The following is a 25,101-nucleotide window of genomic DNA, read 5'->3' on the forward strand; positions in this document are numbered from 1 at the left end:
TCCTCTTAACTTTTAACCTTCACCGTTCGCGTTATCGGCATCTTTCGGCGCCGAACGACCGCGAAAATCAATCAGGCTGTCGACGATGGCCAAGACCACCAGCAACGGATAGATCAGCTGCATGAACAGCAACAGCGTGACGTACAACCCCACCAGCCAGAATTTGGCCAGTCGCTTTTGCGCCACCAGCCCGTGAATCAAGGCCAGCCCGGCGAACACCAGCGGTACGCTGCACAACGGTGTCAACATGGCCATCTGCGAACCTAAGTTAGGCCCCAGAAGCATCAACACCAGCAGCAACATCGCCGGCAAAAGCGGGATTCGGATGGCGCGAAACTCGCGACCAAAACCACCCGGGTTGTACAACAACGCCTGCCAGTAGCGCCCGACAATCAGGCTCAGCACACTGACGATTTGCAACAAGGCCGCAATCAGGCCGGTCAGGACCGGTGCAATCAGGGACGCGAAACGCGCTTGCTCGTCTACCGACAATTGCTGGTAGACATCACCGAGTAGCGACGGCATGACTTTTATCAACGCCTGCGCCAGCATCTCGATCTGGGGCGCAAAAGCCACCCCCAGCACCACTGAAAACACCAATCCCATCGCTATGCTGACCAGCAGCACGCGGTTCCAGGACTCGCTTGCGCGCAAAACCAACGCAAGGCTCGAAGACCCCAGCAGCACCAGAAGTGCCCGTGGGTCGTCGGAGTAAAGCCACCAGATCAACGCCGGCAGCAGCCCCAGAGCAAGAACGCCCAAGGCGTCCTTCAATCCGCGCCGCAGGAGCACAAGGCATCCGGCGGCAGCACCCAACCAATACAACAACGGCAATGTTGCGCATCCGGCCACTACCAGAGTGGCCTGCATACGGCCGCGCATGATGAACTCAGCTAAGGCGCGCATGCATTCAATCCTTTGCTACGTGTCGACTGCCCGGTCTCAGCGGCCGTGGCTGTCGGTGTAGGCCAGCAGGGCCAGGAAGCGGGCGCGCTTGATAGCGGTGGCCAGCTGACGCTGATAACGTGCTTTGGTACCGGTGATGCGGCTTGGAACGATTTTGCCGGTCTCGGATACGTAAGCTTTCAGAGTGTTGAGATCTTTGTAATCGATCTCTTTCACGTCTTCAGCGGTGAAGCGGCAGAATTTACGACGACGGAAGAAACGTGCCATGTAATAGGCTCCTCAAAAGGTCCGTGGATTACTCGTCAGCGTTATCGCTGGCGTCGCTGTCATCACCATCAACGCCTTCGGCGTCGGAGTGCTCAGGACGGTCGCGACGCTCACGGCGCTCACTGCGGTTTTCTTCAGCCTTGAGCATCTCGGATTGGCCGGTAACGGCTTCTTCGCGACGGATGACCAGGTTACGGATCACTGCATCGTTGTAGCGGAAGTTGTCTTCCAGCTCGGCCAGGGCCTTGCCAGTGCACTCAACGTTCAGCATCACGTAGTGAGCCTTGTGAACATTGTTGATTGCGTAGGCCAGTTGACGACGGCCCCAATCTTCCAGACGGTGGATTTTGCCGCCGTCTTCTTCGATCAGCTTGGTGTAACGCTCAACCATGCCGCCGACTTGCTCGCTTTGATCCGGGTGGACCAAAAAGATGATTTCGTAATGACGCATGAATGCTCCTTACGGGTTGTAGCCTGCCGCTCAAAAGCGGTCAGACAAGGAGTGAATGACACTTATGGACTTGCCGGCGATAGACACATGCGTGCCTGCCGTCACAGCAAGGGGCGCAATTGTAGAGAAGGGTCGAGAGAGGTGCAAGGCAATTGGTGATTATTTGAACAACCCCAATCTTCGCCCAGACACAAAACCACTGTGGGAGCGAGCCTGCTCGCGATGGGGTGCAACATTCAACATTTGTGCTGAATGTAACTCCGCTATCGCGAGCAGGCTCGCTCCCACAGGGATTACAACCGGATCAGGACTTTTTGGCGGTTCCGGCGGCTTTGACGCCGCGCTGGCGCAGGGCCTCGAACAGGCAGACGCCGGTGGCCACGGAAACGTTGAGACTGCTGACGCTGCCCGCCATCGGCAGGCGCACCAGATAGTCGCAAAGGTCGCGAGTCAGGCGGCGCATTCCGCTGCCCTCCGCCCCCATGATCAGGATGGTCGGGCCGGTCAGGTCCTGCTGATACAGATCCTGCTCAGCCTCACCTGCCGTACCGACGACCCACAAGCCACGCTGCTTGAGCTTTTCCAGGGTGCGCGCCAGGTTGGTCACGGCAACCAACGGAATGACTTCCGCCGCACCACAGGCGACTTTCCGCACCGTCGGGGTCAGGGTCGCTGACTTGTCCTTCGGCACGATCACTGCCAGCGCGCCGGCCGCATCGGCCGAACGCAGGCAAGCGCCGAGGTTGTGCGGATCGGTCACGCCGTCGAGTACCAGCAGCAACGGTGCGCCTTCGGTGCGATCGAGCAGCTCGTCGAGCATCGCCTCGCCCCAGACCTGGCTCGGACTCACGTCCGCCACCACGCCCTGGTGCACGCCTTCAACCCACGCATCCAGCTCACGGCGCTCGGCCTGACCGACGGCTACGCGATTTTCGGCAGCGAGCTCGATCAGCGTCTGAACCCGCGGATCACTGCGGCCTTCAGCCAGCCAGATCTGCTTGACGCGTTTTGGGTGGTGACGCAGCAATGCTTCTACCGCGTGCACGCCGTAGATCTTTTCCAACTGACTCATGACTTGGCCTTAGGTTTACGCGCCCCGCCGCTTCTGGCGGCTGGAGCGGAACCCGCTTTTGGCGGGCCTTTACGGTGTTTGCTTGGTTTTGCTGGCTTGCCGCCGGAGGCCTTGTCAGGCGCCGACCGCCCGGTCTTTCCCCCAGACGCCGCTTTACCGCCGCCTTTCGCTTCAGACAGCAATGCCTGTTTCATTTCACGACTTTTGCGCAACTCGGCATTTTTTGCCGCGGCATCGCTCGGGCGATAGGCTTCGACAGCCTTTTCCTTGGCAGGACGACGACCGGTTTTCGCCGGCGCCGGCTCCACAGCCGATTTTGTAGTAGCGGCGGCAGGCGCAGCGGTTTCAGCGCCACGCTTTTTGCGGCCGATCGGCGCGCTGATGGTTTTTTCAGCCATCTCGAAGTCGATCTTGCGCTCGTCGAGGTCGACGCGCATGACCCGCACTTCAACGGTGTCGCCAAGGCGGAAACTGCGACCGGTACGCTCACCGGCGAGGCGATGGTGCACAGGGTCGAAGTGGTAGTAATCGCCCGGCAGCGCGGTGACGTGCACCAGGCCTTCGACGTAAATATCGGTCAGCTCGACGAACAGGCCGAAACCGGTCACGGCGGTGATCACACCCGGGAACGATTCGCCCACGCGGTCTTTCATGAACTCGCACTTGAGCCAGTTCACCACGTCGCGGGTCGCTTCGTCGGCACGGCGCTCGCTCATCGAGCACTGCTCGCCGAGCTGCTCCAGGGTCGCTTCGTCGTACGGATAGATGCGCGCCTTCGGAATGGTCATCGCGCCGGCACGACGAACGTGCGGGGTGTCCATTTTCGAATGGATGACGCTGCGAATCGCCCGGTGCGTGAGCAAGTCCGGGTAGCGGCGAATCGGCGAAGTGAAGTGGGTATAGGCTTCGTAGTTCAGGCCGAAGTGGCCCTGGTTATCGGCGCTGTACACCGCCTGACTCAACGAACGCAGCATGACGGTCTGGATCAGATGGAAATCCGGACGATCCTTGATGCTTGCCAGCAAAGCCTGGTAATCCTTCGGCGACGGACCGTCCTTGCCTTTGTGCAGGGACAGGCCAAGCTCGCCAAGGAAAGCGCGCAGTTTTTCCAGACGCTCCGGTGGCGGGCCATCGTGGACGCGGTACAACGCAGGGATTTCGTGTTTTTTCAGGAATTCGGCGGTGGCCACGTTGGCCGCCAGCATGCATTCCTCGATCAGCTTGTGGGCGTCGTTACGAACAGTCGGGCGGATTTCGGCAATCTTGCGCTCGGAACCGAAGATAATCCGGGTTTCCTGCGTTTCGAAATCGATTGCGCCGCGCACGTGACGGGCCGCCAGCAGAACCTTGTACAGCGAGTACAGCTGCTTGAGGTGCGGCAGAACGTCAGTGTATTCACCACGAAGCTGACGCGCTTCGGTGGCTTTCGGCGTTTCCAGCATGGCGCTGACCTTGTTGTAGGTCAGGCGGGCGTGGGAGTGAATCACCGCTTCGTAGAAGCAGTAGTCGGTCATCTCGCCGGATTTGGAGATGGTCATCTCGCAAACCATGGCTAGGCGATCGACGTGCGGGTTCAGCGAGCACAGGCCGTTGGACAGCTGTTCAGGCAGCATCGGCACGACGCGCTCGGGGAAGTACACCGAGTTGCCACGAACCTGGGATTCGTTATCCAGCGCCGAACCGATTTTCACGTAGCTGGAAACGTCGGCAATCGCCACGTACAACTTCCAGCCACCGGAGAACAGGCGCAGCTTGCCCGGCTTGGCTTCGCAGTAGACCGCGTCATCGAAGTCGCGCGCATCTTCGCCGTCGATGGTCACGAACGGCAGATGGCGCAGGTCGATGCGCTTCTCTTTGTCTTTCTCTTCGACTTCAGGCTTGAGCTTGGCAGCTTCCTTGAGTACCGCTTCAGGCCAGACATGAGGAATATCGTAGGTGCGCAGGGCGACATCGATTTCCATGCCCGGCGCCATGTAGTTACCCACGACTTCGACCACGTCGCCTTGCGGCTGGAAGCGTGGCGTCGGCCAGTGAGTGATCTTCACCTCAACGAACTGACCGATCTGGGCATTGGCGTTGCGACCTGGCGTCACCAGCACTTCTTGCTGGATCTTCGGATTGTCCGCGACGACGAAACCGATGCCGCCCTCTTCGAAGTAACGACCGACGATGGACTCGTGGGCACGGGACACCACTTCGACGATCATGCCTTCGCGGCGGCCGCGACGATCGAGCCCGGAAACACGCGCCAAGGCACGGTCGCCGTCGAACACCAGGCGCATTTGCGCCGGGCTCATGAACAGATCGTCACTGCCGTCGTCCGGGACCAGGAAGCCGAAGCCGTCACGGTGACCGCTGATGCGGCCCAGGATCAGGTCGAGCTTGTCCACCGGCGCATAAGTGCCGCGACGGGTATAGATGAGTTGAGCGTCGCGCTCCATGGCGCGCAGGCGGCGGCGCAGGGCTTCGATCTGGTCTTCTGTGGTCAGACCGAACTCTTCGACCAGCTGCTCGCGGTTAGCAGGCGAACCTCGATCAGCGAGGTGCTGAAGGATCAGTTCGCGGCTAGGAATAGGGTTTTCATATTTTTCCGCTTCACGAGCGGCCTCGGGATCGAGGGACTGCCAATCGGCCATTAGAGAGTTTTCACCTTGTCTATATGCGGGTTAGTTTGGCATAGGCGTAATGAAACGGGAAATTTCAGGCTATGACAGCCCATCTAAAGCCCTTTATCGACACCGCAAAGCTGATTTGAATGCCGCCGGTAAAATTTTCCAGGTTTTTTTGATGACAGGGGTTTACAGTTAAAAAGACGCTCCGTATAGTGCGCGCCATCGACGACGCACTAGCGCTGCCGATACTGCCCAGATGGTGAAATTGGTAGACACGCCAGCTTCAGGTGCTGGTGACCGCAAGGTCGTGGAAGTTCGAGTCTTCTTCTGGGCACCAATTTCGAGCTTGAGATTAGATCAATTTCAAGGCTCATACAAAAACCCGCGAAAGCGGGTTTTTTGCATTCCAAGCTTCTGATTTATTAAAACTAAATCAGGGGTTTACAGATCAAAATGCTCTCCGTATAGTGCGCCACATCAACAGCGGCAACGCTGAAGATACTGCCCAGATGGTGAAATTGGTAGACACGCCAGCTTCAGGTGCTGGTGACCGCAAGGTCGTGGAAGTTCGAGTCTTCTTCTGGGCACCAATTCAAATTCAAGGTCTCGATCTTGAATTTCACAAAAACCCGCGAAAGCGGGTTTTTGCGTTTTGTGGCGAGGGCGCTTGCTCCCGCTGGGGCGCGAAGCGGCCCCCTCATTCTTTTAGTCAAATCTTATTGCCCGGTTTTGCGACTGCTTCGCAGCCGAACGGGAGCAAGCTCCCTCGCCACAAAGGCCCGCCCCACCCCCTCTAGCCAACACTCCTCAGACCCGCAAGGCGCACTTGAGAAGCAATATCGTTTATCATTGTTTCAAGTTTTTGCAATGCGACAGTGAGGAACCCTGCGAATGATGTTTCGAAATACCCTGCGCCGCGGCCTGACCATCACCCTCCTCGGCCTGACACTCGCCACTCCTCTCACCCAAGCCGCCGATCCGGTTTCCCTGACACTCTATAACGGTCAACACAAGGAAGTCGGCGACGCCGTCGCCAAAGCCTTCGAGGCCAAGACCGGGATTCACGTCAATGTGCGCAAGGGCAGCAGCAACCAGCTCGCCAGCCAGATCGCCGAAGAAGGCGATCGCTCCCCCGCCGACGTGATCTACACCGAAGAATCGCCACCGCTGAACAAACTCGGCGAACAAGGCCTGCTGGCCCAGACCGATACCGCCACCCTCGCCGTTCTGCCCAAAGACTACGTCGCTGGCAACGGTACCTGGATCGGCATCACGGCACGGGTCCGCGTCGTCGCTTTCAACCCCAAGCTGATTGACGAAAAAGACCTGCCCAAATCAGTGATGGAATTCTCCGATCCAAAATGGCAAGGCAAGGTCGGCTTCGTGCCTTCCAGCGGCGCCTTCCAGGAGCAGGCCGTAGCGATCATCAAAGTCCACGGGATGGACGCCGCCGAAGAATGGCTGACCGGCCTGCGGGCGTTCGGCAAGACCTACAGCAACAACATGGTTGCGCTGAAAGCCGTGGAAAATGGCGAAGTCGCCACCGTGCTGGTGAACAACTATTACTGGTTCGCCTTGCAGCGTGAAAAAGGCCAGCTCGACTCGAAACTGCATTACTTCACCGGTGGCGACGTCGGTGGGCTGATCACCGTTTCCAGCGCTGCGGTGCTGAAATCCAGCAAGCATCCAAAAGAAGCGCAGCAATTGCTCGCCTACATGGCCAGCGAAGAAGGTCAGCGCGTGATCACCCAGACCACCGCCGAATACCCGCTGCACAAGGGCATGGCATCGGATCGCGGTCTCAAGCCATTCAGCGAACTGCAAGCGCCGAACGTCACGCCGGCCGACCTCGGCAACGCCGAAGAAGCCCTGGACCTGGAACGCGACGTTGGCTTGAACTGATGAGCGCATCGTTATCCGCCCCCGCCTTGCGCGGGAGCTACGTACCACCGCGCAAGCGGCCGTCGATCTGGTTGTTGCTGCCGGTTTTGCTGCTGGTGGTGCTCAGTCTGTTGCCGCTGGCTTATGTCGGCCTCAAGACCTGGCAAGCCGGCTGGGCCGAGGCGTTGCATCTGTTGTGGCGGCCCTACGTGTTTGGCCTGTTGCGCAATACGCTGGCGCTGATGCTGGGCGTCACATTGGCCTGTGGTGTGATTGGCTTGTCACTCGCCTGGTTGCTGGAGCGCAGCAATCTGCCGGGACGGCGGTTATGGGGCGTGATCCTGTGTCTGCCATTCGCGGTGCCGGCGTTTGTCAGCAGCTTCACCTGGGTGTCCCTGAGCGCTCACTTCGAAGGGCTGGGCGGTGCGATTCTGGTGATGAGCCTGTCCAAGTACCCGCTGATCTTTCTGCCGGTGGCGGCGACGCTGCGCAATCTCGATCCCTCTCTTGAAGAGTCCGCACGGACCCTGGGGCAGAATCGTTGGGGCGTATTCTTCAAAATCACCCTGCCCCTGCTCTGGCCGTCACTGCTCGCCGGCTCGCTGCTGATTGCGCTGCACATGCTGGTGGAGTTCGGCGCGCTGTCGATCATCGGCCTGCAAACCTTTACCACGGCGATCTATCAGCAGTTCGAACTGGAGTTCAGCAATGCCAACGCGGCAATGCTTTCTGCCGTATTGCTGGCGCTGTGCCTTATGTTGCTGTGGCTCGAATTGCGAGTGCGCGGCAAAGGCCGACATGTGCGCACCGGCCAGGGCGCGGCGCGGCATGCGGAGCAGGTTCGTCTGGGGCCATGGGCGACTGCCGGACAGCTTTACTGCTTGCTGCTGGCGATCATCGGCAGCGGCATTCCACTGGGAATGCTGGCGTACTGGCTGATGGTGGGTTCATCGGCGGCGTTCCCGGTAGCCGCGATCAGCGAGGCATTGTTATCGTCCCTGGCGCTGTCGCTAGGTGGAGCTGCGCTGTGCCTGGTGCTGGCGGTGCCGGTGGGGTTGCTGGTGGTGCGCCATAAAGGCCGGCTGGCGATCTGGGCCGAGCGCCTGCCGTATCTGCTGCATGCATTGCCAGGGTTGGTGATTGCGCTGACCCTGGTGTATTTCGCTCTGCATTATGCGCCGGTGCTGTACCAGACCTCGGCGCTGCTGCTGATTGCTTATGCGTTGTTGTTTCTGCCACTGGCGCAGGCGCCGATTCGCACGGCACTGAACAAGGCTGCGCCACAACTGGAAGAGGCCGCGCGCACGCTGGGGGCCTCGTCTTTCAGCGCGTTTTGTCGGGTGACCCTGCCCATCATCTTTCCCGCCCTGGGCGCAGCGTTTGCGCTGGTGTTTCTGGATGCGATGAAAGAACTGACGGCAACGCTGCTGCTGAGCCCGACCGGGCTCAATACATTGGCGACGGAAGTCTGGGCGCACACTGCGAATGTGGAGTTTGCGGCGGCGGCGCCTTATGCGGCGTTGTTGATTGTGGTGTCGGGGTTGCCGGTTTACTTGCTTACGACCCGGATGTATTTGAGCCGCTGACATCGTCATCGCGAGCAGGCTCGCTCCCACATTTGATTTAGGGTGTTCACACATTTTGTGTCCACCAACAATCACTGTGGGAGCGAGCCTGCTCGCGATGAGACCCTACCAGCCAATACAAGCCTTAAGCCCTGAACTGCCCCAGGCTCGCCTTCAACTGCGCCGCCAAGCCATCCAGCACCTTGCCACTGGCCGTGGTTTCCACCACCGCCTGAGCAGCCTTCTCAGCTTGAGCATGGATAGTCTCAACCCGCCCACGTACTGCCTGTGCACCTTGCGCCTGATGCGCCGCGGCCTGGGTCGCCAGACCGATCGCCGCATGCACCTGTTCGACCGACACCTGCACCGACTGCTGCAACCGCGCACTGTCGCGCAACACCAGCAAACCTTCGCTGGCCTGACGTCCGGCCTGCCCGATTGCCGCAACGGCCTCGCGCGCGCCCTGCTGCAACGCAACGATGTGCGCCTGAATGTCGCCGGTCGAGCTCTGAGTCTTGCTCGCCAGCGCCCGCACCTCGTCCGCCACCACGGCAAACCCGCGACCGGTCTCACCGGCACGCGCCGCCTCAATGGCCGCGTTCAGCGCCAACAAGTTGGTTTGCTCGGCGATCCCGTGAATCACCGTCAGCACCACTTCAATCTGCTCACTCTGCTGCGCCAGCCGCTCAATGACTTTCGCCCCGGTATCAACTTGTCCGGCCAACGCTTCGATCAGGCTACCGACTTTCGCTGAGGTCCGAGTGTTCTCATCGGTGGCCTGACGAATATCCACCATCTGCTTCAAAGCAGCCTGCATCGCATGGCTTTCAGACTGAGCTTCGTCAGCCATCTGCGACAACGCGCGCAAGCTTTCGGCCACTTCATCGCGCTGCATGCCAGCCGCGGCATCGGCGCCGGCATTGCGCAAGGTCATGGCGCCGATTTCCACGCCGGTACGCTGGGCCACATCGCCAGCCTCACGCACGATCGGCTGCAACTTATCCACAAAGCGATTGACCGCCGAGGCCATGTCGCCGATCTCATCCTGACTATTGATCTGCACGCGCTTGGTCAGATCACCCTCACCTGCCGCCAGATCATCCATGGCGGTGATCAGCATCTTCAAGCGGTTGACCACTCGACGGCCCAGCACCACCGTCAGCAACAGCAGCACACCGAAACCCACCACCACCAGGCTCATACCAATTCGCCAGCGCAAAGTCCCCGCAGCTTCCTGCACGGTACTGGTAGTATTGGCTTTCATTTCAGACGCGGTGGACTGCGCCGATTGCAGACGCCCACGCATCGCCGTTGCGCTATCAGCCGCCGCGCCTTTGAGGCTGTCACCCACCAATTGATCGCTGCTGGCGATCAACGCCGAGAAGCGCTTGTCCAGCGCCGCCAGATCGGTTTCCACGGAGGCGGTCGAGACCCCCATCAAAACCTTGCCGATCTCCACCCCATTGGGGCTGATCGAGGCTTCGAGGTAGTAGACCGACGGATCGCTCTTCGCCGCATCCAGCACCTTGTCCAGCGCCCGCTCGCCCTGGCCTTTTTCCAGAAGCGCCTTGTTGATCGGGTTCTCCCGATTGAGATAGCGCGTCAGGTGCTGGCCCGTCGCATCATCGTAGATCACGAACAACACATTGGGATTGCGCTGGGCACGGCGAGCGAACTCGGACAGGGTTGGAATGTCACCGTCCCACATGGCGCGAGGTGCGACCGAGGCCAGAAGTTGCGCCATCTCGTTGGCCGAATCCTTCAGGCCCTTCTCCAGCGTCGTACGCAGCTGTGCCTGCTCGTCCTTCAGACGCGAAGACAACCCGGCGGTCAGGCGCTGACGGGTACTGGTGGACAGGCTATCCAGGCTCGACGTGACTTCACGCCCTGCCTGCTCAAGCTCACCGGAGAGCTTTTGGCTATCAGTGCTCAGGCGCACACCCAAATCGGCTTCCAGTGCAGTCACTGTGCTCCGGGTCAGAGCGACAGCCACCAGCACCTGCACCAAAAGGGCGATACCAAGGGTAACGAACACAGGCCGCAAGAGACGGCTTTGTAACAGTGAGAGAACGGCCGACACTGGAAATCCCTCTGCTTTAACGCCATTAAATTGATGGCACTCTGAAGGCGATATTCACAGCAAAGGTCATGCCGTCCAACAGGCATAAACGACAAAGGCCCCGATTAAGGGGCCTTTGTGTTTTACATCAACGACTTATTAAGCGAACGGGTGACGCAGAACGATGGTTTCGTTGCGGTCCGGGCCCGTCGAAATAATGTCGATCGGCGCACCGACCAACTCTTCGACGCGTTTGATGTAGTTGCGTGCAGCCTGAGGCAGCTCTTCCAGGGTCTTGGCACCGACGGTGGATTCGGTCCAGCCTGGCATTTGCTCGTACACCGGCTCCAGGCCGATGTAGCTGTCGGCGTCAGTCGGTGCGTCGATCACTGCACCATCCTGGTTCTTGTAGCCCACGCAGATGTTGATGGTTTCCAGACCGTCCAGCACGTCCAGCTTGGTCAGGCACAGGCCCGAGATGCTGTTGACGTCGATGGCGCGACGCAGGATGACGGCGTCGAACCAGCCGCAACGACGGGCACGGCCGGTGGTAGCACCGAACTCATGGCCACGCTTGGCCAGAAAAGCCCCCACGTCATCGAACAGCTCAGTCGGGAACGGACCCGAACCCACGCGAGTGGTGTAAGCCTTGGTGATGCCGAGGATGTAATCCAGGTACATCGGACCAAAACCCGAACCGGTGGCGATGCCGCCTGCGGTGGTGTTGGAGCTGGTCACGTACGGGTAGGTGCCGTGGTCGATGTCCAGCAGGGAGCCCTGGGCGCCTTCGAACATGATGTCTTTGCCGTCGCGACGCAGGTTATGCAGTTCGGCGGTGACGTCGAGCATCATCGGCTTGAGCAGCTCGGCGTATTCCATGCACTCGTCGAGTGTCTTCTGGAAGTTGATTGCTGGCTCTTTGTAGTAATTGACCAGTACGAAGTTGTGGTAATCCAGCAACTCGCCCAGCTTGGCGGCGAAACGCTCACGGTGGAACAGGTCACCGATGCGCAGACCGCGACGGGCTACCTTGTCTTCGTAAGCCGGGCCGATGCCGCGACCGGTGGTGCCGATCTTCAGCTCGCCACGGGCCTTTTCACGGGCCTGGTCCAGCGCTACGTGGTAGGACAGGATCAGCGGGCAGGACGGGCTGATACGCAGGCGCTCGCGCACCGGTACGCCTTTCTCTTCCAGCTTGATGATTTCCCGCAGCAGGGCGTCGGGTGCAACCACCACGCCGTTACCGATCAGGCACTGCACGCCTTCGCGCAGCACGCCCGACGGGATCAGGTGCAAGACGGTTTTTTCGCCGTCGATCACCAGGGTGTGGCCAGCGTTGTGACCACCTTGGTAGCGCACTACGGCGGCAGCATGTTCGGTCAGCAGATCAACGATCTTGCCTTTGCCCTCATCACCCCATTGGGTGCCCAGGACTACGACATTCTTACCCATAACACTTGTCCTCATTCGCGCAAACTTGGTGCCGGCGGCGGCCGGCAGGAAAACTCAAGAAGCCAGTGGCGATACTTGCCAAAGCCCGTTCTGCTGAATCAATTGCCGGTCGCAGTCCGCTTCACGGGCGGCGGCCAAAGGCTGCCCAGGCAATGCCTGGACGACACGCTGACCCTCACTGCGCAACTGGCAAACCTGCTGCCAGAGTGCTGCATCCGTACTGTCAGGCATCCAGATACCGCCAGACGGTAGCTCGATCTCAGCACGCCCCAGGGTCACCAGGGTTTTCAAATCGGTAGAGAAACCGGTCGCCGGACGGGCGCGACCGAAGTCGGCGCCGATGTCGTCGTAACGACCGCCCTGAGCGATGGACTGGCCAACGCCCGGCACAAACACAGCGAACACCACACCGGTGTGGTAGTGGTAGCCGCGCAACTCGCCCAGGTCGAAGTACAGCGGCAACTCCGGGAAACGCGTAGACAGTCGCTCGGCAATCGCCAGCAAATCGTCCAGCGCCGCCAGAACAGGCGCTGGCGCATTGGCCAGACGCTCACGTGCAGCGCTCAACACTTCACGACCGCCACACAGGTCGACCAGCGCCCGCAGCATGCCCGATAGATCGGCAGGCAAGCCTTCGGTCAAGGTAATGACCTCGTCGATGGCTTTACGTTGCAATGCATCGAACAACTGTTGCTCGACTTCGCCGGACAAACCGGCGGCGCGGGCCAGGCCACGGTAGATGCCGACATGACCGAGATCCATGTGCACATCCGGCACATCGGCCAGTTGCAGCATGGCCAGCATCAGGCTGATGACTTCCACGTCGCTGCTAGGGCTGGCATCGCCGTACAACTCGGCGCCCAGTTGAATCGGGCTGCGTGAGGACGACAAGGCACGTGGCTGAGCATGCAGCACGCTACCGGCATAGCACAGACGGCTCGGGCCTTCACGACGCAAGGTGTGCGCATCGATGCGCGCCACTTGCGGCGTGATGTCTGCACGGAAACCCATCTGCCGGCCCGATTGCGGGTCGATGACCTTGAAGGTACGCAGATCGAGATCCGAGCCCGCGCCGGTCAGCAGGGACTCCAGGTACTCGATATGGGGGGTCACGACAAACTCGTAACCCCAGCTCTGGAACAGATCCAACACCTGACGACGCGCTACTTCGATACGCGCGGCTTCTGGTGGCAGTACTTCTTCGATGCCATCTGGCAGCAGCCAGCGGTCTACCGTTGCCATTACGCCATTCCCCTATGATCCGGGCAGCAAGCCTTTGGGCGAGCCTTGAGTGAAGCAGAAAATGATCGGCTCATGTGCATAAACCACGCGCATGAACAACGGGGCGAAAAGCCTGAAACCGGCTTCGCCAACCACTTTCCTCGAAAAACCTGTCGAGTCATTCAACTCGGGCGCCTGCATAAAAACAGCAATCAAACGTGCAGACGCAAAAAAGCCGGGAATTTCCCGGCTGCCGCATCATACACACGTTTTCCCAAAGGATCACCCCGCCCGAGGTTTTAGCCGCCCGGCGGGATGATTCAGGTCAACGTCGTATCAAGGCTTGGCTTTTTCCAGGTAACGGAAGAAGTCGCTGCCCGGGTCCAGGACCATGACGTCGGATTTGTTCGCGAAGCTTTCACGGTAGGCACGCAGGCTACGGTAGAACGCGTAGAACTCCTGATCCTGACCGTATGCCTTGGAGTAGATCGCAGCAGCCTGGGCGTCACCGTCACCGCGAACCTCTTCGGATTCACGATAGGCTTCAGCCAGCAGCACGCGGCGTTGACGGTCGGCGTCGGCACGGATGCCTTCAGCCAGCTCGTTACCCTTGGCGCGGTGCTCGCGAGCTTCACGCTCACGCTCGGTGCTCATACGTTCGAACACGCTGCGGTTCACTTCCTTCGGCAGGTCGATGGTTTTGACCCGGACATCGACCACTTCGATGCCCAGCTCTTTTTCCGCCATCTTGTTCAGCGAATTGGTGATGTCTGCCATCAGCGCATCGCGCTCACCGGACACCACTTCGTGCAGGGTGCGCTTACCGAACTGGTCACGCAGGCCCGACTCCAGACGACGGGAAAGACGCTCGTCGGCAATCTGCTTGAGGCCGGAAGTCGCGGTGTAGAAGCGCTCGGCATCTTTCACGCGCCACTTGGCGTAGGCATCGACCATTACGGCTTTCTTTTCCAGCGTCAGGAAGCGTTGTGTCGGTGCATCCAGCGTCATCAGGCGCGCGTCGAATTTGCGCACCTTGTTCACGTAAGGCACTTTCACGTGCAGGCCCGGCTGAACATCGGCCTGGACCACGCGACCGAACTGCAGCATCACCGCGCGCTCGGTCTGAGCCACGATGTAGAAGCAGTTCCAGGCAACGATCGCCACGACGACGCCGATAATAAGGGCGATCAGCGATTTATTGCTCATCAGCGACTCTCCCTGGTACGTGCTTGCTGTTGCTGCAGATCAGTTGCCGCACGCGCATTCACTTCATTACTGCTGGCTGCTGCGCCGGTCACCGGAGCGCCGGGGCTGCGACCACTGTCGATCATCTTGTCCAGCGGCAAGTAGAGCAGATTGTTCTGGCCATTCTTGTTGCCGGTCACGAGAACCTTGCTGGTGTTGCTGAAGATTTCCTGCATGGTGTCCAGGTACAGACGCTGACGGGTAACTTCAGGGGCTTTGCGATACTCGGCCACCAGCTTGGTGAAGCGATCGGCCTCACCCTTGGCACGGGAGACGGTCTCGTCGCGGTAACCGTTGGCATCCTCGAGGATGCGCTGGGCCTGACCACGGGCTTCCGGCACGACGCCGTTGGCGTAGGTTTCAGCCTGGTTGCGCGAACGCTGCTCGTCTTCACGGGCGCGGATCACGTCGTCGAAGGCTTCCTGAACTTCACGCGGTGCGGCTGCGCTCTGTACGTTGACCTGGGTGACGGTGATACCGGTGCGATAGGTATCGAGGAAGCGTTGCAGACGCTCCTTGATTTCGCTGGCCATCAACTCACGACCTTCGGTCAGCACCTGATCCATGGCGGTAGAACCCACCACGTGACGCAAGGCACTGTCGGTCGCGTGCTGCAGGCTGATTTCCGGCTGGTCGACGTTCAGCACGAAGTCTTGCAGGTTACTGATCTTGTACTGCACGGTCAGCGGCACTTCGACGATGTTCTCGTCTTCAGTCAGCATTTGACCCTGCTTGGTATAGGCACGCTCACGCGTGACGTTTTCCATGTACTTGCGATCGATCGGCGGGAAATAGATGTTCAGGCCCGGGCCGACGGTTTCATAGTATTTGCCGAAGCGCAGCACCACGGCTTGCTCCTGCTCGTCGACCACGTAGACAGCGCTGTACAGCCACACGGCCGCCAGCACGACCAGGCCGATGCCGAGCAGGCCGCCGAAGCCGCCACTCTTGCCCGAACCGCCGCCCTCGTCACCGCGTTTTTTACCACCACCGAACAACCCGTTCAGGCTTTCCTGCAGCTTTCGGAAGGCCTCGTCGAGATCCGGTGGGCCCTTGCGGTCGCCGTTATTACGGCGCTTGCCACCCCAAGGATCCTGATTATTCGAGTTGCCACCCGGCTCATTCCAAGCCATAGCGCTCTCCATCTGATAAAGCAAAGACGCACCCACGGCGCGCCGACCAATGCTACAGAATGCCTGTCACCACGGCACAACCGCTTTCTCAGGCTTTTATTGCAAAGTGTGTTGCTCGATGAATTCCATCGGTTGCAGACCTTCGCGGCTCACGAGTCGATTCAATTCAATTCGTGGCAAGCGAACGGCCAGCAAGCTGATGCCTTCTTCGTCGTGTTCTTCTTTTTGCACCGCACCGAGTTCGAAAAACTGCGCACGCAGTCGAGCAAAACGTTGCGGCAACCGCAAGGTACCAACAAACAAATCACTGCCTAACAGTTCGGCCACGGCCTGCTTGAGCAAGTCCAGACCGGTACCGTCCTTGGCCGACAACCAGACCCGCTGCGGTTTGCCATCGGCATCGCGCTGGATCTGCGGCTCAACACCCTCGAGCAAATCGAGTTTGTTGTATACCTCAAGGATCGGCAAGTCTTGTGCTCCGATCTCCCCGAGCACCACCATGACCTGTTCTATCTGGGCCATACGCTCAGGCTCATGCGCATCGATCACATGCAGCAGCAGGTCGGAGTTGCTCGACTCTTCGAGCGTAGCCCGAAATGCCTCGACCAGCTTGTGCGGCAGGTGACGAATGAAGCCCACGGTGTCGGCCAGCACGATCGGCCCGAGGTCATCGAGCTCGAGTCGGCGCAAGGTCGGGTCGAGGGTCGCGAATAACTGGTCGGCGGCGAAGACGTCGGAATCGGTGACCGAGTTGAACAGCGTCGATTTGCCGGCGTTGGTATAACCCACCAGTGAAACCGTCGGGATGTCAGCACGTTTGCGCCCGCGACGAGATTGCTCGCGCTGGCTGCGGACCTTTTCCAGGCGCCCCTTGATCTGCCGCAGGCGAACCCGCAACAGGCGCCGGTCGGTTTCCAGCTGGGTTTCACCCGGACCGCGCAGACCGATACCGCCCTTCTGCCGTTCAAGGTGAGTCCAGCCGCGAACCAGCCGCGTACTCATGTGCTCAAGCTGAGCCAGTTCGACTTGCAGCTTGCCTTCATGGGTGCGGGCGCGTTGGGCGAAGATATCGAGAATCAAACCCGTGCGGTCAATCACGCGACACTCGAAAATACGTTCGAGGTTACGTTCCTGACTGGGCGTGAGGATGTGATTGAAAATCACCAGATCGACCTGTTCGGCGCTGACCAGGTCGCGTAACTCTTCGACCTTGCCGCTGCTAATCAGGGTTTTGGCGGTTGGCCGATGACGCGGCACGTTAAAAAACGCGACGGTCTCGGCGCCAGCCGAAATTGCCAACTCCTGAAACTCCTGCGGATCTTCGCGCGCCTCAGGGTCCTGACCATCCAAGTGAACGAGAATTGCCCGTTCACCACCACCGTGGCGCTCAAAGAACAAAGGAGACTCCTATCAGGCGTTACCTGGCTCAGCGTCACCTGCTTCGGATTCGGTTGCGCTAGGCAGACGAATTGGACGAACCGGCACCACTGTAGAGATAGCGTGTTTGTAAACCATTTGGCTAACGGTGTTTTTCAGCAGGATAACGAACTGGTCGAAAGACTCGATCGTGCCTTGCAGCTTGATCCCGTTGACCAGGTAGATGGAAACCCCCACTTTCTCTTTACGTAAAGTATTCAAGTAAGGGTCTTGTAGCGAATGCCCTTTTGACATGTGCCGCACTCCTTTAAGGATTCAATATAAAAAATAGGTAAACAGATGGCTTGGGGCCGTCACACCCCCAAGGATAGACGGCAATTGCAAGGACTCAGCTCAATATGGAGATGGTCCCGAGGTATTTCAAGGCGCGCGGCAGATTGTCGCAATCGAGACTGTCCAACCAATGTAAATCAGCCCAACTGCGCAGCCAGGTGAACTGGCGCTTTGCCAATTGGCGCGTGGCAATGATTCCACGCTCCTGCATCTCGGCTTGCGTCAGCTTGCCATCCAGGTAATCCCAGACTTGTCGATAGCCTACAGCACGTATAGACGGCATCCCCGAATGCAGGTCACCTCTATCTCGCAGGGCTACGACCTCATCGATGAATCCCTGTTCCAACATATTTGTGAATCTTTGTTTAATGCGCTCGTGCAGTACCTGGCGATTTGCCGGAGCGATGGCCAAGTTCGCGACAGTATAGGGCAATTGTTGCAGTCCCGAAGCGGCTGCTTCAGTACTTTGCGCAGATTGTCGCAAGCGTAGCTCAGTCATGCTCTGACCACTGACGCGATAAACTTCCAGCGCTCGACTGAGACGCTGCGGATCGTTCGGATGAATACGCGCCGCGGATTGCGGATCGATGACTGCCAATTGATCGTGCAGGGCTTGCCAGCCAAGGCGTGCAGCCTCTTCTTCGATTTGCGCGCGCACGTCTGGATCGGCCGCCGGCATGTCGGCCAGACCTTCGAGCAAAGCCTTGTAGTAGAGCATTGTGCCGCCTACCAGCAGCGGAATTTTGCCCCGCGCGGTGATCTCGGCCATGGCCTCAAGCGCATCACGACGAAAATCCGCAGCCGAATAACTCTCGGCCGGGTCGAGAATATCGATCAGGCGGTGCGGGAATTCGGCCAGAATTTCTTTGGAAGGCTTGGCGGTGCCAATGTCCATGCCACGGTAAACCAGCGCCGAGTCGACGCTGATCAGCTCGCAGGGCAGGACCTTGGTGAGTTCTATAGCCAGGTCGGTCTTGCCGGCAGCCGTCGGCCCCATCAGGAAAATCGCAGGAGGGAACTGGCTCATCAACGACCGCGCAAAAACAGTTTGTCCAGATCGTCCAGGCCCAGTTGGGTCCAGGTCGGTCGGCCATGGTTGCATTGACCGCTGCGCTCGGTGTTTTCCATGTCCCGCAGCAGACCGTTCATTTCCGGCAGGGCCAGACGCCGATTCGCACGAATCGCGCCGTGGCAGGCCATGGTGCCGAGCAGTTCGTTCAAGTGCGCCTGAATCCGGTCGCTTGTACCGTATTCCATCAAATCCGCCAGAACGTCGCTGACCAGTCGATTGGCTTCAGCCTGTTTCAGCAACGCGGGGATTTGCCGGATCGCCAGAGATTCCGGCCCAAGGCGCTGTAACTCAAAGCCCAGACGCTGGAACCAGGCGACGTGTTCTTCGGCGCAATCGGCTTCACGCTGACTGACCGCCAGGGATTCTGGCACCAACAACGGCTGACCGCTCAGGCCTTCGCTGGCCATGGCGATTTTCAGGCGTTCGTACATGATCCGCTCATGGGCGGCGTGCATGTCCACCAGCACCAGGCCCTGGGCGTTTTCCGAAAGAATATAGATGCCCTTGAGCTGCGCCAACGCGTAACCCAGCGGCGGAATATCGTCCTGCCCGGCCGGCAGCGCGACCGCATTGGCCTCGGGCAACGGCGCGAAGAACTCGCGGTAGGCCGCCTGAGCTTCGGCGACGGGCACACCGGACTGAGGCCGTGGCGTGTATTGATACTGATAACCGGCACCCGCGCCAGAACCCGCCGTGGTATTGAAGGTCGGTTGGGCCTGAGGCTGTTCCAGCAATGCATTGGCCGCCAGACGCATCTCGCCCTGAGGGCCGAACTCGCCGGCTTCGATGCCGGTCGGCCGGACCACTGCGGTCGCGACAGGCGCGCCCAGATGATCTTCCGGCCGCACATCGCCGAGGGCGCGGTGCAAGGTGCCATAGAGGAAGTCGTGAACCATGCGCCCGTCGCGGAAGCGTACTTCGTGCTTGGTCGGGTGCACGTTGACGTCGACGCCCGCCGGATCGACTTCGAAAAACAGCACGAACGTCGGGTGCCGACCATTGAACAGCACGTCGCGATAAGCCTGGCGCACCGCGTGGGCCACCAGTTTGTCGCGCACGGCGCGGCCATTCACAAAGAAGTACTGCAAGTCTGCCTGGCTGCGGTTGAAGGTCGGCAACCCGACCCAGCCCCACAAGTGCAAACCATTGCGCTCGATTTCGATCGGCAGCGCTTGCTCCAGAAAACCCGCCCCGCAGATCGCCGCCACACGCCGGGCACGGGCCGCATCATCATGGGCTTCGTGCAGGCTGAGGATGGTTTTGCCGTTGTGGCGCAGATGGAACGCCACATCGAACCGCGCCAGCGCCAGACGCTTGATCACTTCTTGCAGGTGATCGAATTCGGTTTTTTCGGTCTTGAGAAACTTGCGGCGCGCCGGGGTATTGAAAAACAAATCTCGCACTTCCACCGAAGTCCCCACCGGATGGGCCGCCGGTTGCACGCGCGGCGCCATGTCCCGGCCTTCGGTTTCCACTTGCCAGGCCTGATCGGCATCGCGAGTGCGGGACGTGAGAGTCAGGCGGGCGACAGAGCTGATGGACGCCAGCGCCTCACCGCGAAACCCCAGGCTCATCACCTGTTCAAGATCTTCCAGGTTGCGAATCTTGCTGGTGGCGTGACGGGCCAGGGCCAGGGGCAGGTCATCGGCAGAAATGCCGCTGCCATCGTCGCGCACCCGCAGCAGCTTGACACCGCCCTGCTCCACATCGACATCGATGCGTCTGGCGCCGGAGTCGAGGCTGTTTTCCAGCAACTCCTTGATCACCGAGGCCGGGCGTTCAACCACTTCACCGGCGGCAATCTGGTTCGCCAGCCGCGGGCTGAGCAGCTCGATGCGCGCGGTGTTGGTCAGCACCTGGTTCATTCTTTGGCCGCCAGTTCAGTGCCGGGAATGGTCAGATGTTGACCGACTTTGAGCTCATCATTTGCCAGGTTGTTGGCGCTGCGCAAGGTGGCCGGCGACACCTGATAGCGCACGGCGATCATCGCCAGGGTTTCGCCGGGGTTCACGCGATGGTCACGCGGGCCTTGGGCGATCTTGCCGGAATCGCGCAGCCAGGCAATGTAGGTGCCCGGCGGTGGATTCTGCTGGAAGAACTGCCGCACGCCGCTGCTGATGGAACGCGCCAGCGCTTGCTGGTGGCTCGATGCCGCGAGTTTCGAGGCTTCGTTGGCGTTGGAGATAAACCCGGTTTCCACCAGGATCGACGGGATGTCCGGCGACTTCAACACCATGAACCCGGCTTGCTCCACGCGCTGTTTGTGCAGCGGCGTGACGCGACCGATGTTGCTCAAGACTTTCTGGCCAACGTTCAGGCTGGACGTCAGAGAAGCGGTCATCGACAGATCGAGCAGCACGCCGGCCAGCATGCGGTCCTTGTCGTCGAGGCTGACGTTACCGGCACCGCCGATCAAATCGGAACGGTTTTCGCTGTCGGCCAGCCAACGGGCGGTCTCCGACGTAGCGCCGCGGTCAGATAGGGCAAACACCGACGCACCGAACGCGGCAGCCGAAGGCGCGGCGTCGGCGTGGATCGAAACGAACAGGTCGGCGCCTTTCTTGCGGGCGATTTCGGTACGGCCGCGCAACGGAATGAAGTAGTCGCCGGTACGGGTCAGTTCGGCGCGGAAACCTTTCATGCCATTGACCTGACGCTGCAGTTCACGGGCGATGGCCAGCACCACGTCTTTTTCACGCTGACCGCGAGAGCCCGAGGCGCCTGGGTCTTCGCCACCGTGACCGGCATCGATCACCACAATGATGTCGCGCTTGCCGGCCGGAGCGGGTGGCAGTTTGAGTGTGGGTTCGGACGGCGTGACGGGCACGGCGGGCACGGTGGCCACAGACGGCGTTGGCGCAGGCGGTGGCGCGGCGTCGGCCGCGTTGTCGAACAGGTCGACCACCAGACGATTGCCATATTGGGCGTTCGGCGCCAGGGTGAAGCTTTTCGGCGTGACCGCTTTTTTCAAGTCGATGACCACCCGCAAATCGGTCGGCGTACGCTGAGCCGAGCGCATTGCCGTGATCGGAGTATTGGAAGTGGAGACGTTCAGTGGCGAACCGAGCGTCGCGCCATTGATGTCGATCACCAGCCGATCCGGCGCGGTCAGGGTAAAGACGCTGTGCTGGACAGGCCCCGTCAGGTCGAACACCAGTCGCGTGTTGTCCGGCGCCCGCCACAGGCGAACACTGTTGACCTTTGTCTCGGCCACAGCGTCGACGGTCACCGCCAGAAACAACAACCCTACGGCAGCAACCAACGCGCGAAAGCGCATACCTAACCCCATCATTTAATTGGATTCCAATGCCAAAGCGGCACACCACAGCTCGCCACGCGAGCCCTGGGGCAAAATTTTCAGCGAACGCCCGCTGTCTTGCGGGCTAATGGTAATGGTCAGGTCGGGCTTTGGCAAAAAGCCTGCACCCTTCTGGGGCCATTCAATCAGGCACAGAGCGTCGTCTTCGAAATAGTCGCGGATGCCGAGGTACTCCAGCTCCTCCGGATCGACCAGACGATAGAGGTCGAAATGGAAGGCGCGGACCTCACCAATCTCGTAAGGCTCGACCAGGGTAAAGGTCGGACTTTTTACCGCACCCGTATGTCCCAGGCCACGAATAATGCCTCGAGACAGCGTGGTTTTCCCCGCGCCCAAATCCCCCTCAAGAAAAATCAGACCATGCCCTTCGGTGGTTTGAGCGATGCGAGCGCCAAACGCGGTCATCGCCTCTTCATCAGCCAGGTACAGGGTTACTTCAGACACGGTGCTTGCTCCTCCAACAACTGACGAATGGCTGGAATCAGATCACTGGCCGCCAGCCCGCGGCCGAATTTACCTTGTTGCTCGCCGGCATTGGCGTGCAGCCAGACCGCCAGGCACGCCGCGTCATACGCGTCCATGCCCTGAGCGAGCAAGGCGCCCACCAGACCGGCCAGCACATCGCCCAAACCGGCGCTGGCCATGGCCGGATGGCCCTGATGACACAGCGCAAGGCGCCCATCGGGGCTGGCAATCAGACTGCCGGCGCCCTTGAGCACCACCACCGCTGTGTATTTTTTGCTCAATGCATGGGCCGCGGCCGGACGGTCGGCTTGAACGTCGGCCGTCGATATCCCCAGCAATCGCGCCGCTTCGCCAGGGTGCGGCGTGATAACACAACCCGCGGGCAAGTTCATGCCACCTTCGGCCAACAGGTTCAACGCATCGGCGTCCCAGACTTGTGGCAACGACGCATTGGCCGCGGCCGACAACAGACTGCGCCCCCAGGCGGCTTGCCCCAGCCCCGGGCCGACGACCAGCACCGAGGCCTTTTCAAGCAGGCCCATTAACTGATTGGCCGACGAAGTGCCGAGCACCATGGCTTCAGGCAATCGCGCCAACACAGCCGGAACATGCTCGCCGCGAGTGGCCACGGACACCATGCCGGCACCGCTGCGCAGGGCACTTTGTGCACTGAGCACAATGGCGCCGCCAAAACCGCGATCACCGCCGATGAGCAATACGTGGCCAAAATTGCCTTTGTGGGACGTTGGAGCGCGACCGGTCAGACGCGGCACATTACCGGCCGTCAGGCGACGAGCGCTGACCGTGGCCCCGATAAATGTCTCGGGGGCGGCTTGCAGATCGTTGAAGACCAGATCGCCAACCACATCCGCAGCGTCACCGGTGAACAGACCCAATTTCAAACCGATGAACGTCACTGTCAGGTCAGCCCGGACCGCAATGCCGAGCATGCGGCCCGTATCGGCGCACAGCCCCGAGGGGATATCCACCGCCACCACCGGTAGCCCACTGGCGTTGATCGCGGCAATGGCGCCGGCATACGGCTCGCGCACGTCACCGGTCAGGCCGGTGCCGAGCAAGGCATCCAGCACAATGCCGCGCAATTCGGAGTGCGCGCTCCAGCCTTGAATGGCGACGCCTTCGGCTACTGCCTCGGCATGGGCCGACGCCGCATCGCCCTGCAAACGCCCTGGGTCACCGACGGCCAGCACCCGTACGTGCCAGCCGGCACGCCGGGCCAGCACGGCCACCAGGTAACCGTCGCCGGCGTTATTGCCGTGGCCGGCCACCACGCTCAATTCGTGCGCCGTCGGCCAATGACGGACCAGCGCACGCCAGGTCGCCCGCGCCGCACGCTGCATCAATTCGAAGCCCGGTGTGCCCGCCGCGATCAGGCTCGCATCGAGCCCTCGGACTTGCGCGGCGCTATACAGCGCGTCGGGTAATTCATCTTTAGTGTGCGGCATGCGTCTTCAGGCTCCGATGTCTGGCAGAATTATACGCATCTCAGCTCCGGTTTCTCTCGCCTCATGCCCGCTATTACCACAGACCTGCCCGCCCTCGCCCAATCCATCAAGGACTGGGGCCGCGAGCTGGGCTTTCAGCAAGTCGGCATCAGCGGCCTCGACCTGGCCGAGCATGAGCAGCACCTGGAGCGCTGGCTCGCGGCCGGCTATCACGGCGAAATGGACTACATGGGCGCCCACGGCAGCAAACGCTCGCACCCGGAAGAGCTGGTGCCCGGCACTTTGCGCGTGGTTTCCCTGCGCATGGACTACCTGCCGGGCGACACCGAAATGGCCAAACGCCTGGCCCAACCGGAAAAAGCCTACGTCTCACGCTATGCCTTGGGCCGCGACTACCACAAATTAATTCGTAAACGCGTGCAACAACTGGCGGAAAAAATTCAGGCGGTGATCGGCCCCTTCGGCTACCGCGCGTTTGTCGACAGCGCCCCGGTGCTGGAAAAAGCCATCGCCGAACAGGCTGGCCTGGGGTGGATCGGCAAAAACACGCTGGTCTTGAATCGCAAGGCCGGCAGTTACTTCTTCCTCAGCGAACTGTTCGTCGACCTGCCGCTGCCGGTGGACCCGCCCCACGCCAGCGAACACTGCGGTCGCTGCACTGCCTGCCTGGACATTTGCCCGACCAATGCCTTCGTCGGCCCCTATGTGCTGGACGCCCGGCGCTGCATTTCGTACCTGACCATCGAGCTGAAAAGTGCGATCCCGGAAGATTTGCGGCCGCTGATCGGCAATCGGGTGTTCGGCTGTGATGACTGCCAGATCGTCTGCCCGTGGAACCGCTTCGCCCGGCCTTCCGGGGAAAGCGACTTCAAACCCCGGCACAACCTGGACAACGCCGAACTGGCCGAACTGTTCATGTGGGACGAAGAGAAATTTCTCAGCAGCACCGAAGGCTCACCGCTCAGGCGCGCGGGTTACGAACGCTGGCTGCGCAATCTGGCGGTCGGCCTGGGTAATGCCCCGTCGAGCATTCCGGTGCTGGAGGCCTTGAAGGCACGGCGGGACTATCCGTCGGAACTGGTGCGTGAACACGTGGAATGGGCCTTGAAACAACACGGCCTCGCGTAGGAGCTGCCGCAGGCTGCGATCTTTTGATCTTAAAAAATCAAAGTCAAAAGATCGCAGCCTGCGGGCACGAGTACGGC

At 60.3% G+C, this 25,101-nt stretch carries 20 protein-coding genes and 2 tRNA genes; 5 read left to right on the forward strand and 17 right to left on the reverse strand.

Annotated elements, in window-relative coordinates:
- Positions 1-12: 12 nt before the first annotated feature.
- The 5 genes from AACY49_RS09320 to rnr form a co-directional block, all read right to left on the reverse strand.
- Positions 13-906: a hypothetical protein gene (locus AACY49_RS09320; protein WP_008009810.1), complete on the reverse strand. Its 894-nt coding sequence runs from the start codon at positions 904-906 to the stop codon at positions 13-15.
- A gap of 36 nt (positions 907-942) precedes the next feature.
- Positions 943-1,173 carry a 30S ribosomal protein S18 gene (gene rpsR, locus AACY49_RS09325; RefSeq protein WP_002551829.1) on the reverse strand — a complete coding sequence of 77 codons (231 nt, stop codon included), beginning with the start codon at positions 1,171-1,173 and terminating at the stop codon, positions 943-945.
- A 28-nt stretch (positions 1,174-1,201) separates the two neighbouring features.
- Positions 1,202-1,624: a 30S ribosomal protein S6 gene (gene rpsF / locus AACY49_RS09330; RefSeq protein WP_007902678.1), complete on the reverse strand. Its 423-nt coding sequence runs from the start codon at positions 1,622-1,624 to the stop codon at positions 1,202-1,204.
- Between the two features lie 304 nt (positions 1,625-1,928).
- Positions 1,929-2,696, reverse strand: a complete 768-nt coding sequence (gene rlmB, locus AACY49_RS09335; RefSeq protein WP_018928494.1) for a 23S rRNA (guanosine(2251)-2'-O)-methyltransferase RlmB — start codon at positions 2,694-2,696, stop codon at positions 1,929-1,931.
- Positions 2,693-5,332: a ribonuclease R gene (gene rnr, locus AACY49_RS09340; RefSeq protein ID WP_339523179.1), complete on the reverse strand. Its 2,640-nt coding sequence runs from the start codon at positions 5,330-5,332 to the stop codon at positions 2,693-2,695. The genes rlmB and rnr overlap by 4 nt, the downstream gene beginning before the upstream one ends.
- Positions 5,333-5,558: 226 nt before the next feature.
- On the opposite strand from rnr, the gene AACY49_RS09345 reads away from it, so the two are divergent.
- The 4 genes from AACY49_RS09345 (at position 5,559) to AACY49_RS09360 (ending at position 8,775) form a co-directional block, all read left to right on the forward strand.
- A tRNA-Leu gene (locus AACY49_RS09345) sits at positions 5,559-5,645 on the forward strand.
- 166 nt (positions 5,646-5,811) lie between these two features.
- A tRNA-Leu gene (locus AACY49_RS09350) sits at positions 5,812-5,898 on the forward strand.
- A 301-nt stretch (positions 5,899-6,199) separates the two neighbouring features.
- The gene (locus AACY49_RS09355) at positions 6,200-7,210 is read left to right on the forward strand and encodes an extracellular solute-binding protein (RefSeq protein ID WP_339523181.1); all 1,011 of its coding nucleotides are present in this window, start codon (positions 6,200-6,202) and stop codon (positions 7,208-7,210) included.
- Positions 7,210-8,775: an ABC transporter permease gene (locus tag AACY49_RS09360; RefSeq protein ID WP_339523183.1), complete on the forward strand. Its 1,566-nt coding sequence runs from the start codon at positions 7,210-7,212 to the stop codon at positions 8,773-8,775. The genes AACY49_RS09355 and AACY49_RS09360 overlap by 1 nt, the downstream gene beginning before the upstream one ends.
- A 124-nt stretch (positions 8,776-8,899) precedes the next feature.
- On the opposite strand, the gene AACY49_RS09365 is transcribed toward AACY49_RS09360, so the two are convergent.
- The 12 genes from AACY49_RS09365 to AACY49_RS09420 form a co-directional block, all read right to left on the reverse strand.
- Positions 8,900-10,834: a methyl-accepting chemotaxis protein gene (locus AACY49_RS09365; protein ID WP_258697818.1), complete on the reverse strand. Its 1,935-nt coding sequence runs from the start codon at positions 10,832-10,834 to the stop codon at positions 8,900-8,902.
- Positions 10,835-10,972: 138 nt separating this feature from the next.
- Entirely contained in the window at positions 10,973-12,265 is a 1,293-nt protein-coding gene (locus AACY49_RS09370) for an adenylosuccinate synthase (RefSeq protein ID WP_339523186.1), read from the reverse strand.
- A gap of 54 nt (positions 12,266-12,319) precedes the next feature.
- Positions 12,320-13,507: an ATP phosphoribosyltransferase regulatory subunit gene (locus AACY49_RS09375; protein ID WP_109627704.1), complete on the reverse strand. Its 1,188-nt coding sequence runs from the start codon at positions 13,505-13,507 to the stop codon at positions 12,320-12,322.
- A gap of 315 nt (positions 13,508-13,822) precedes the next feature.
- On the reverse strand, positions 13,823-14,692 hold the full coding sequence (gene hflC, locus AACY49_RS09380; protein ID WP_038978712.1) for a protease modulator HflC: 870 nt from the start codon (positions 14,690-14,692) through the stop codon (positions 13,823-13,825).
- The gene (gene hflK / locus AACY49_RS09385) at positions 14,692-15,864 is read right to left on the reverse strand and encodes an FtsH protease activity modulator HflK (protein ID WP_339523192.1); all 1,173 of its coding nucleotides are present in this window, start codon (positions 15,862-15,864) and stop codon (positions 14,692-14,694) included. Before hflK ends, hflC begins: the two co-directional genes overlap by 1 nt.
- Positions 15,865-15,960: 96 nt before the next feature.
- Positions 15,961-17,262 carry a ribosome rescue GTPase HflX gene (gene hflX / locus AACY49_RS09390; protein ID WP_008009827.1) on the reverse strand — a complete coding sequence of 434 codons (1,302 nt, stop codon included), beginning with the start codon at positions 17,260-17,262 and terminating at the stop codon, positions 15,961-15,963.
- Positions 17,263-17,274: 12 nt separating this feature from the next.
- Positions 17,275-17,535, reverse strand: a complete 261-nt coding sequence (gene hfq / locus AACY49_RS09395; protein ID WP_007902656.1) for an RNA chaperone Hfq — start codon at positions 17,533-17,535, stop codon at positions 17,275-17,277.
- Positions 17,536-17,629: 94 nt separating this feature from the next.
- Positions 17,630-18,601, reverse strand: a complete 972-nt coding sequence (gene miaA, locus AACY49_RS09400) for a tRNA (adenosine(37)-N6)-dimethylallyltransferase MiaA (RefSeq protein WP_305504228.1) — start codon at positions 18,599-18,601, stop codon at positions 17,630-17,632.
- Positions 18,601-20,511, reverse strand: a complete 1,911-nt coding sequence (gene mutL, locus AACY49_RS09405; RefSeq protein ID WP_445262633.1) for a DNA mismatch repair endonuclease MutL — start codon at positions 20,509-20,511, stop codon at positions 18,601-18,603. The genes miaA and mutL overlap by 1 nt, the downstream gene beginning before the upstream one ends.
- The gene (locus tag AACY49_RS09410) at positions 20,508-21,938 is read right to left on the reverse strand and encodes an N-acetylmuramoyl-L-alanine amidase (RefSeq protein ID WP_445262634.1); all 1,431 of its coding nucleotides are present in this window, start codon (positions 21,936-21,938) and stop codon (positions 20,508-20,510) included. The genes mutL and AACY49_RS09410 overlap by 4 nt, the downstream gene beginning before the upstream one ends.
- Positions 21,939-22,409 carry a tRNA (adenosine(37)-N6)-threonylcarbamoyltransferase complex ATPase subunit type 1 TsaE gene (gene tsaE, locus AACY49_RS09415; RefSeq protein WP_339523199.1) on the reverse strand — a complete coding sequence of 157 codons (471 nt, stop codon included), beginning with the start codon at positions 22,407-22,409 and terminating at the stop codon, positions 21,939-21,941.
- A complete protein-coding gene (locus AACY49_RS09420) occupies positions 22,397-23,896 on the reverse strand; it encodes an NAD(P)H-hydrate dehydratase (RefSeq protein ID WP_339523202.1) in 1,500 nt (499 codons plus the stop codon). The genes tsaE and AACY49_RS09420 overlap by 13 nt, the downstream gene beginning before the upstream one ends.
- Positions 23,897-23,959: 63 nt before the next feature.
- On the opposite strand from AACY49_RS09420, the gene queG reads away from it, so the two are divergent.
- Complete coding sequence (gene queG / locus AACY49_RS09425) at positions 23,960-25,024, forward strand: tRNA epoxyqueuosine(34) reductase QueG (protein WP_258697823.1); 1,065 nt, start codon at positions 23,960-23,962, stop codon at positions 25,022-25,024.
- Positions 25,025-25,101: the final 77 nt, after the last annotated feature.

The sequence above is a fragment of the Pseudomonas sp. EL_65y_Pfl2_R96 genome (genome assembly GCF_963970905.1).
GTDB lineage: Bacteria > Pseudomonadota > Gammaproteobacteria > Pseudomonadales > Pseudomonadaceae > Aquipseudomonas.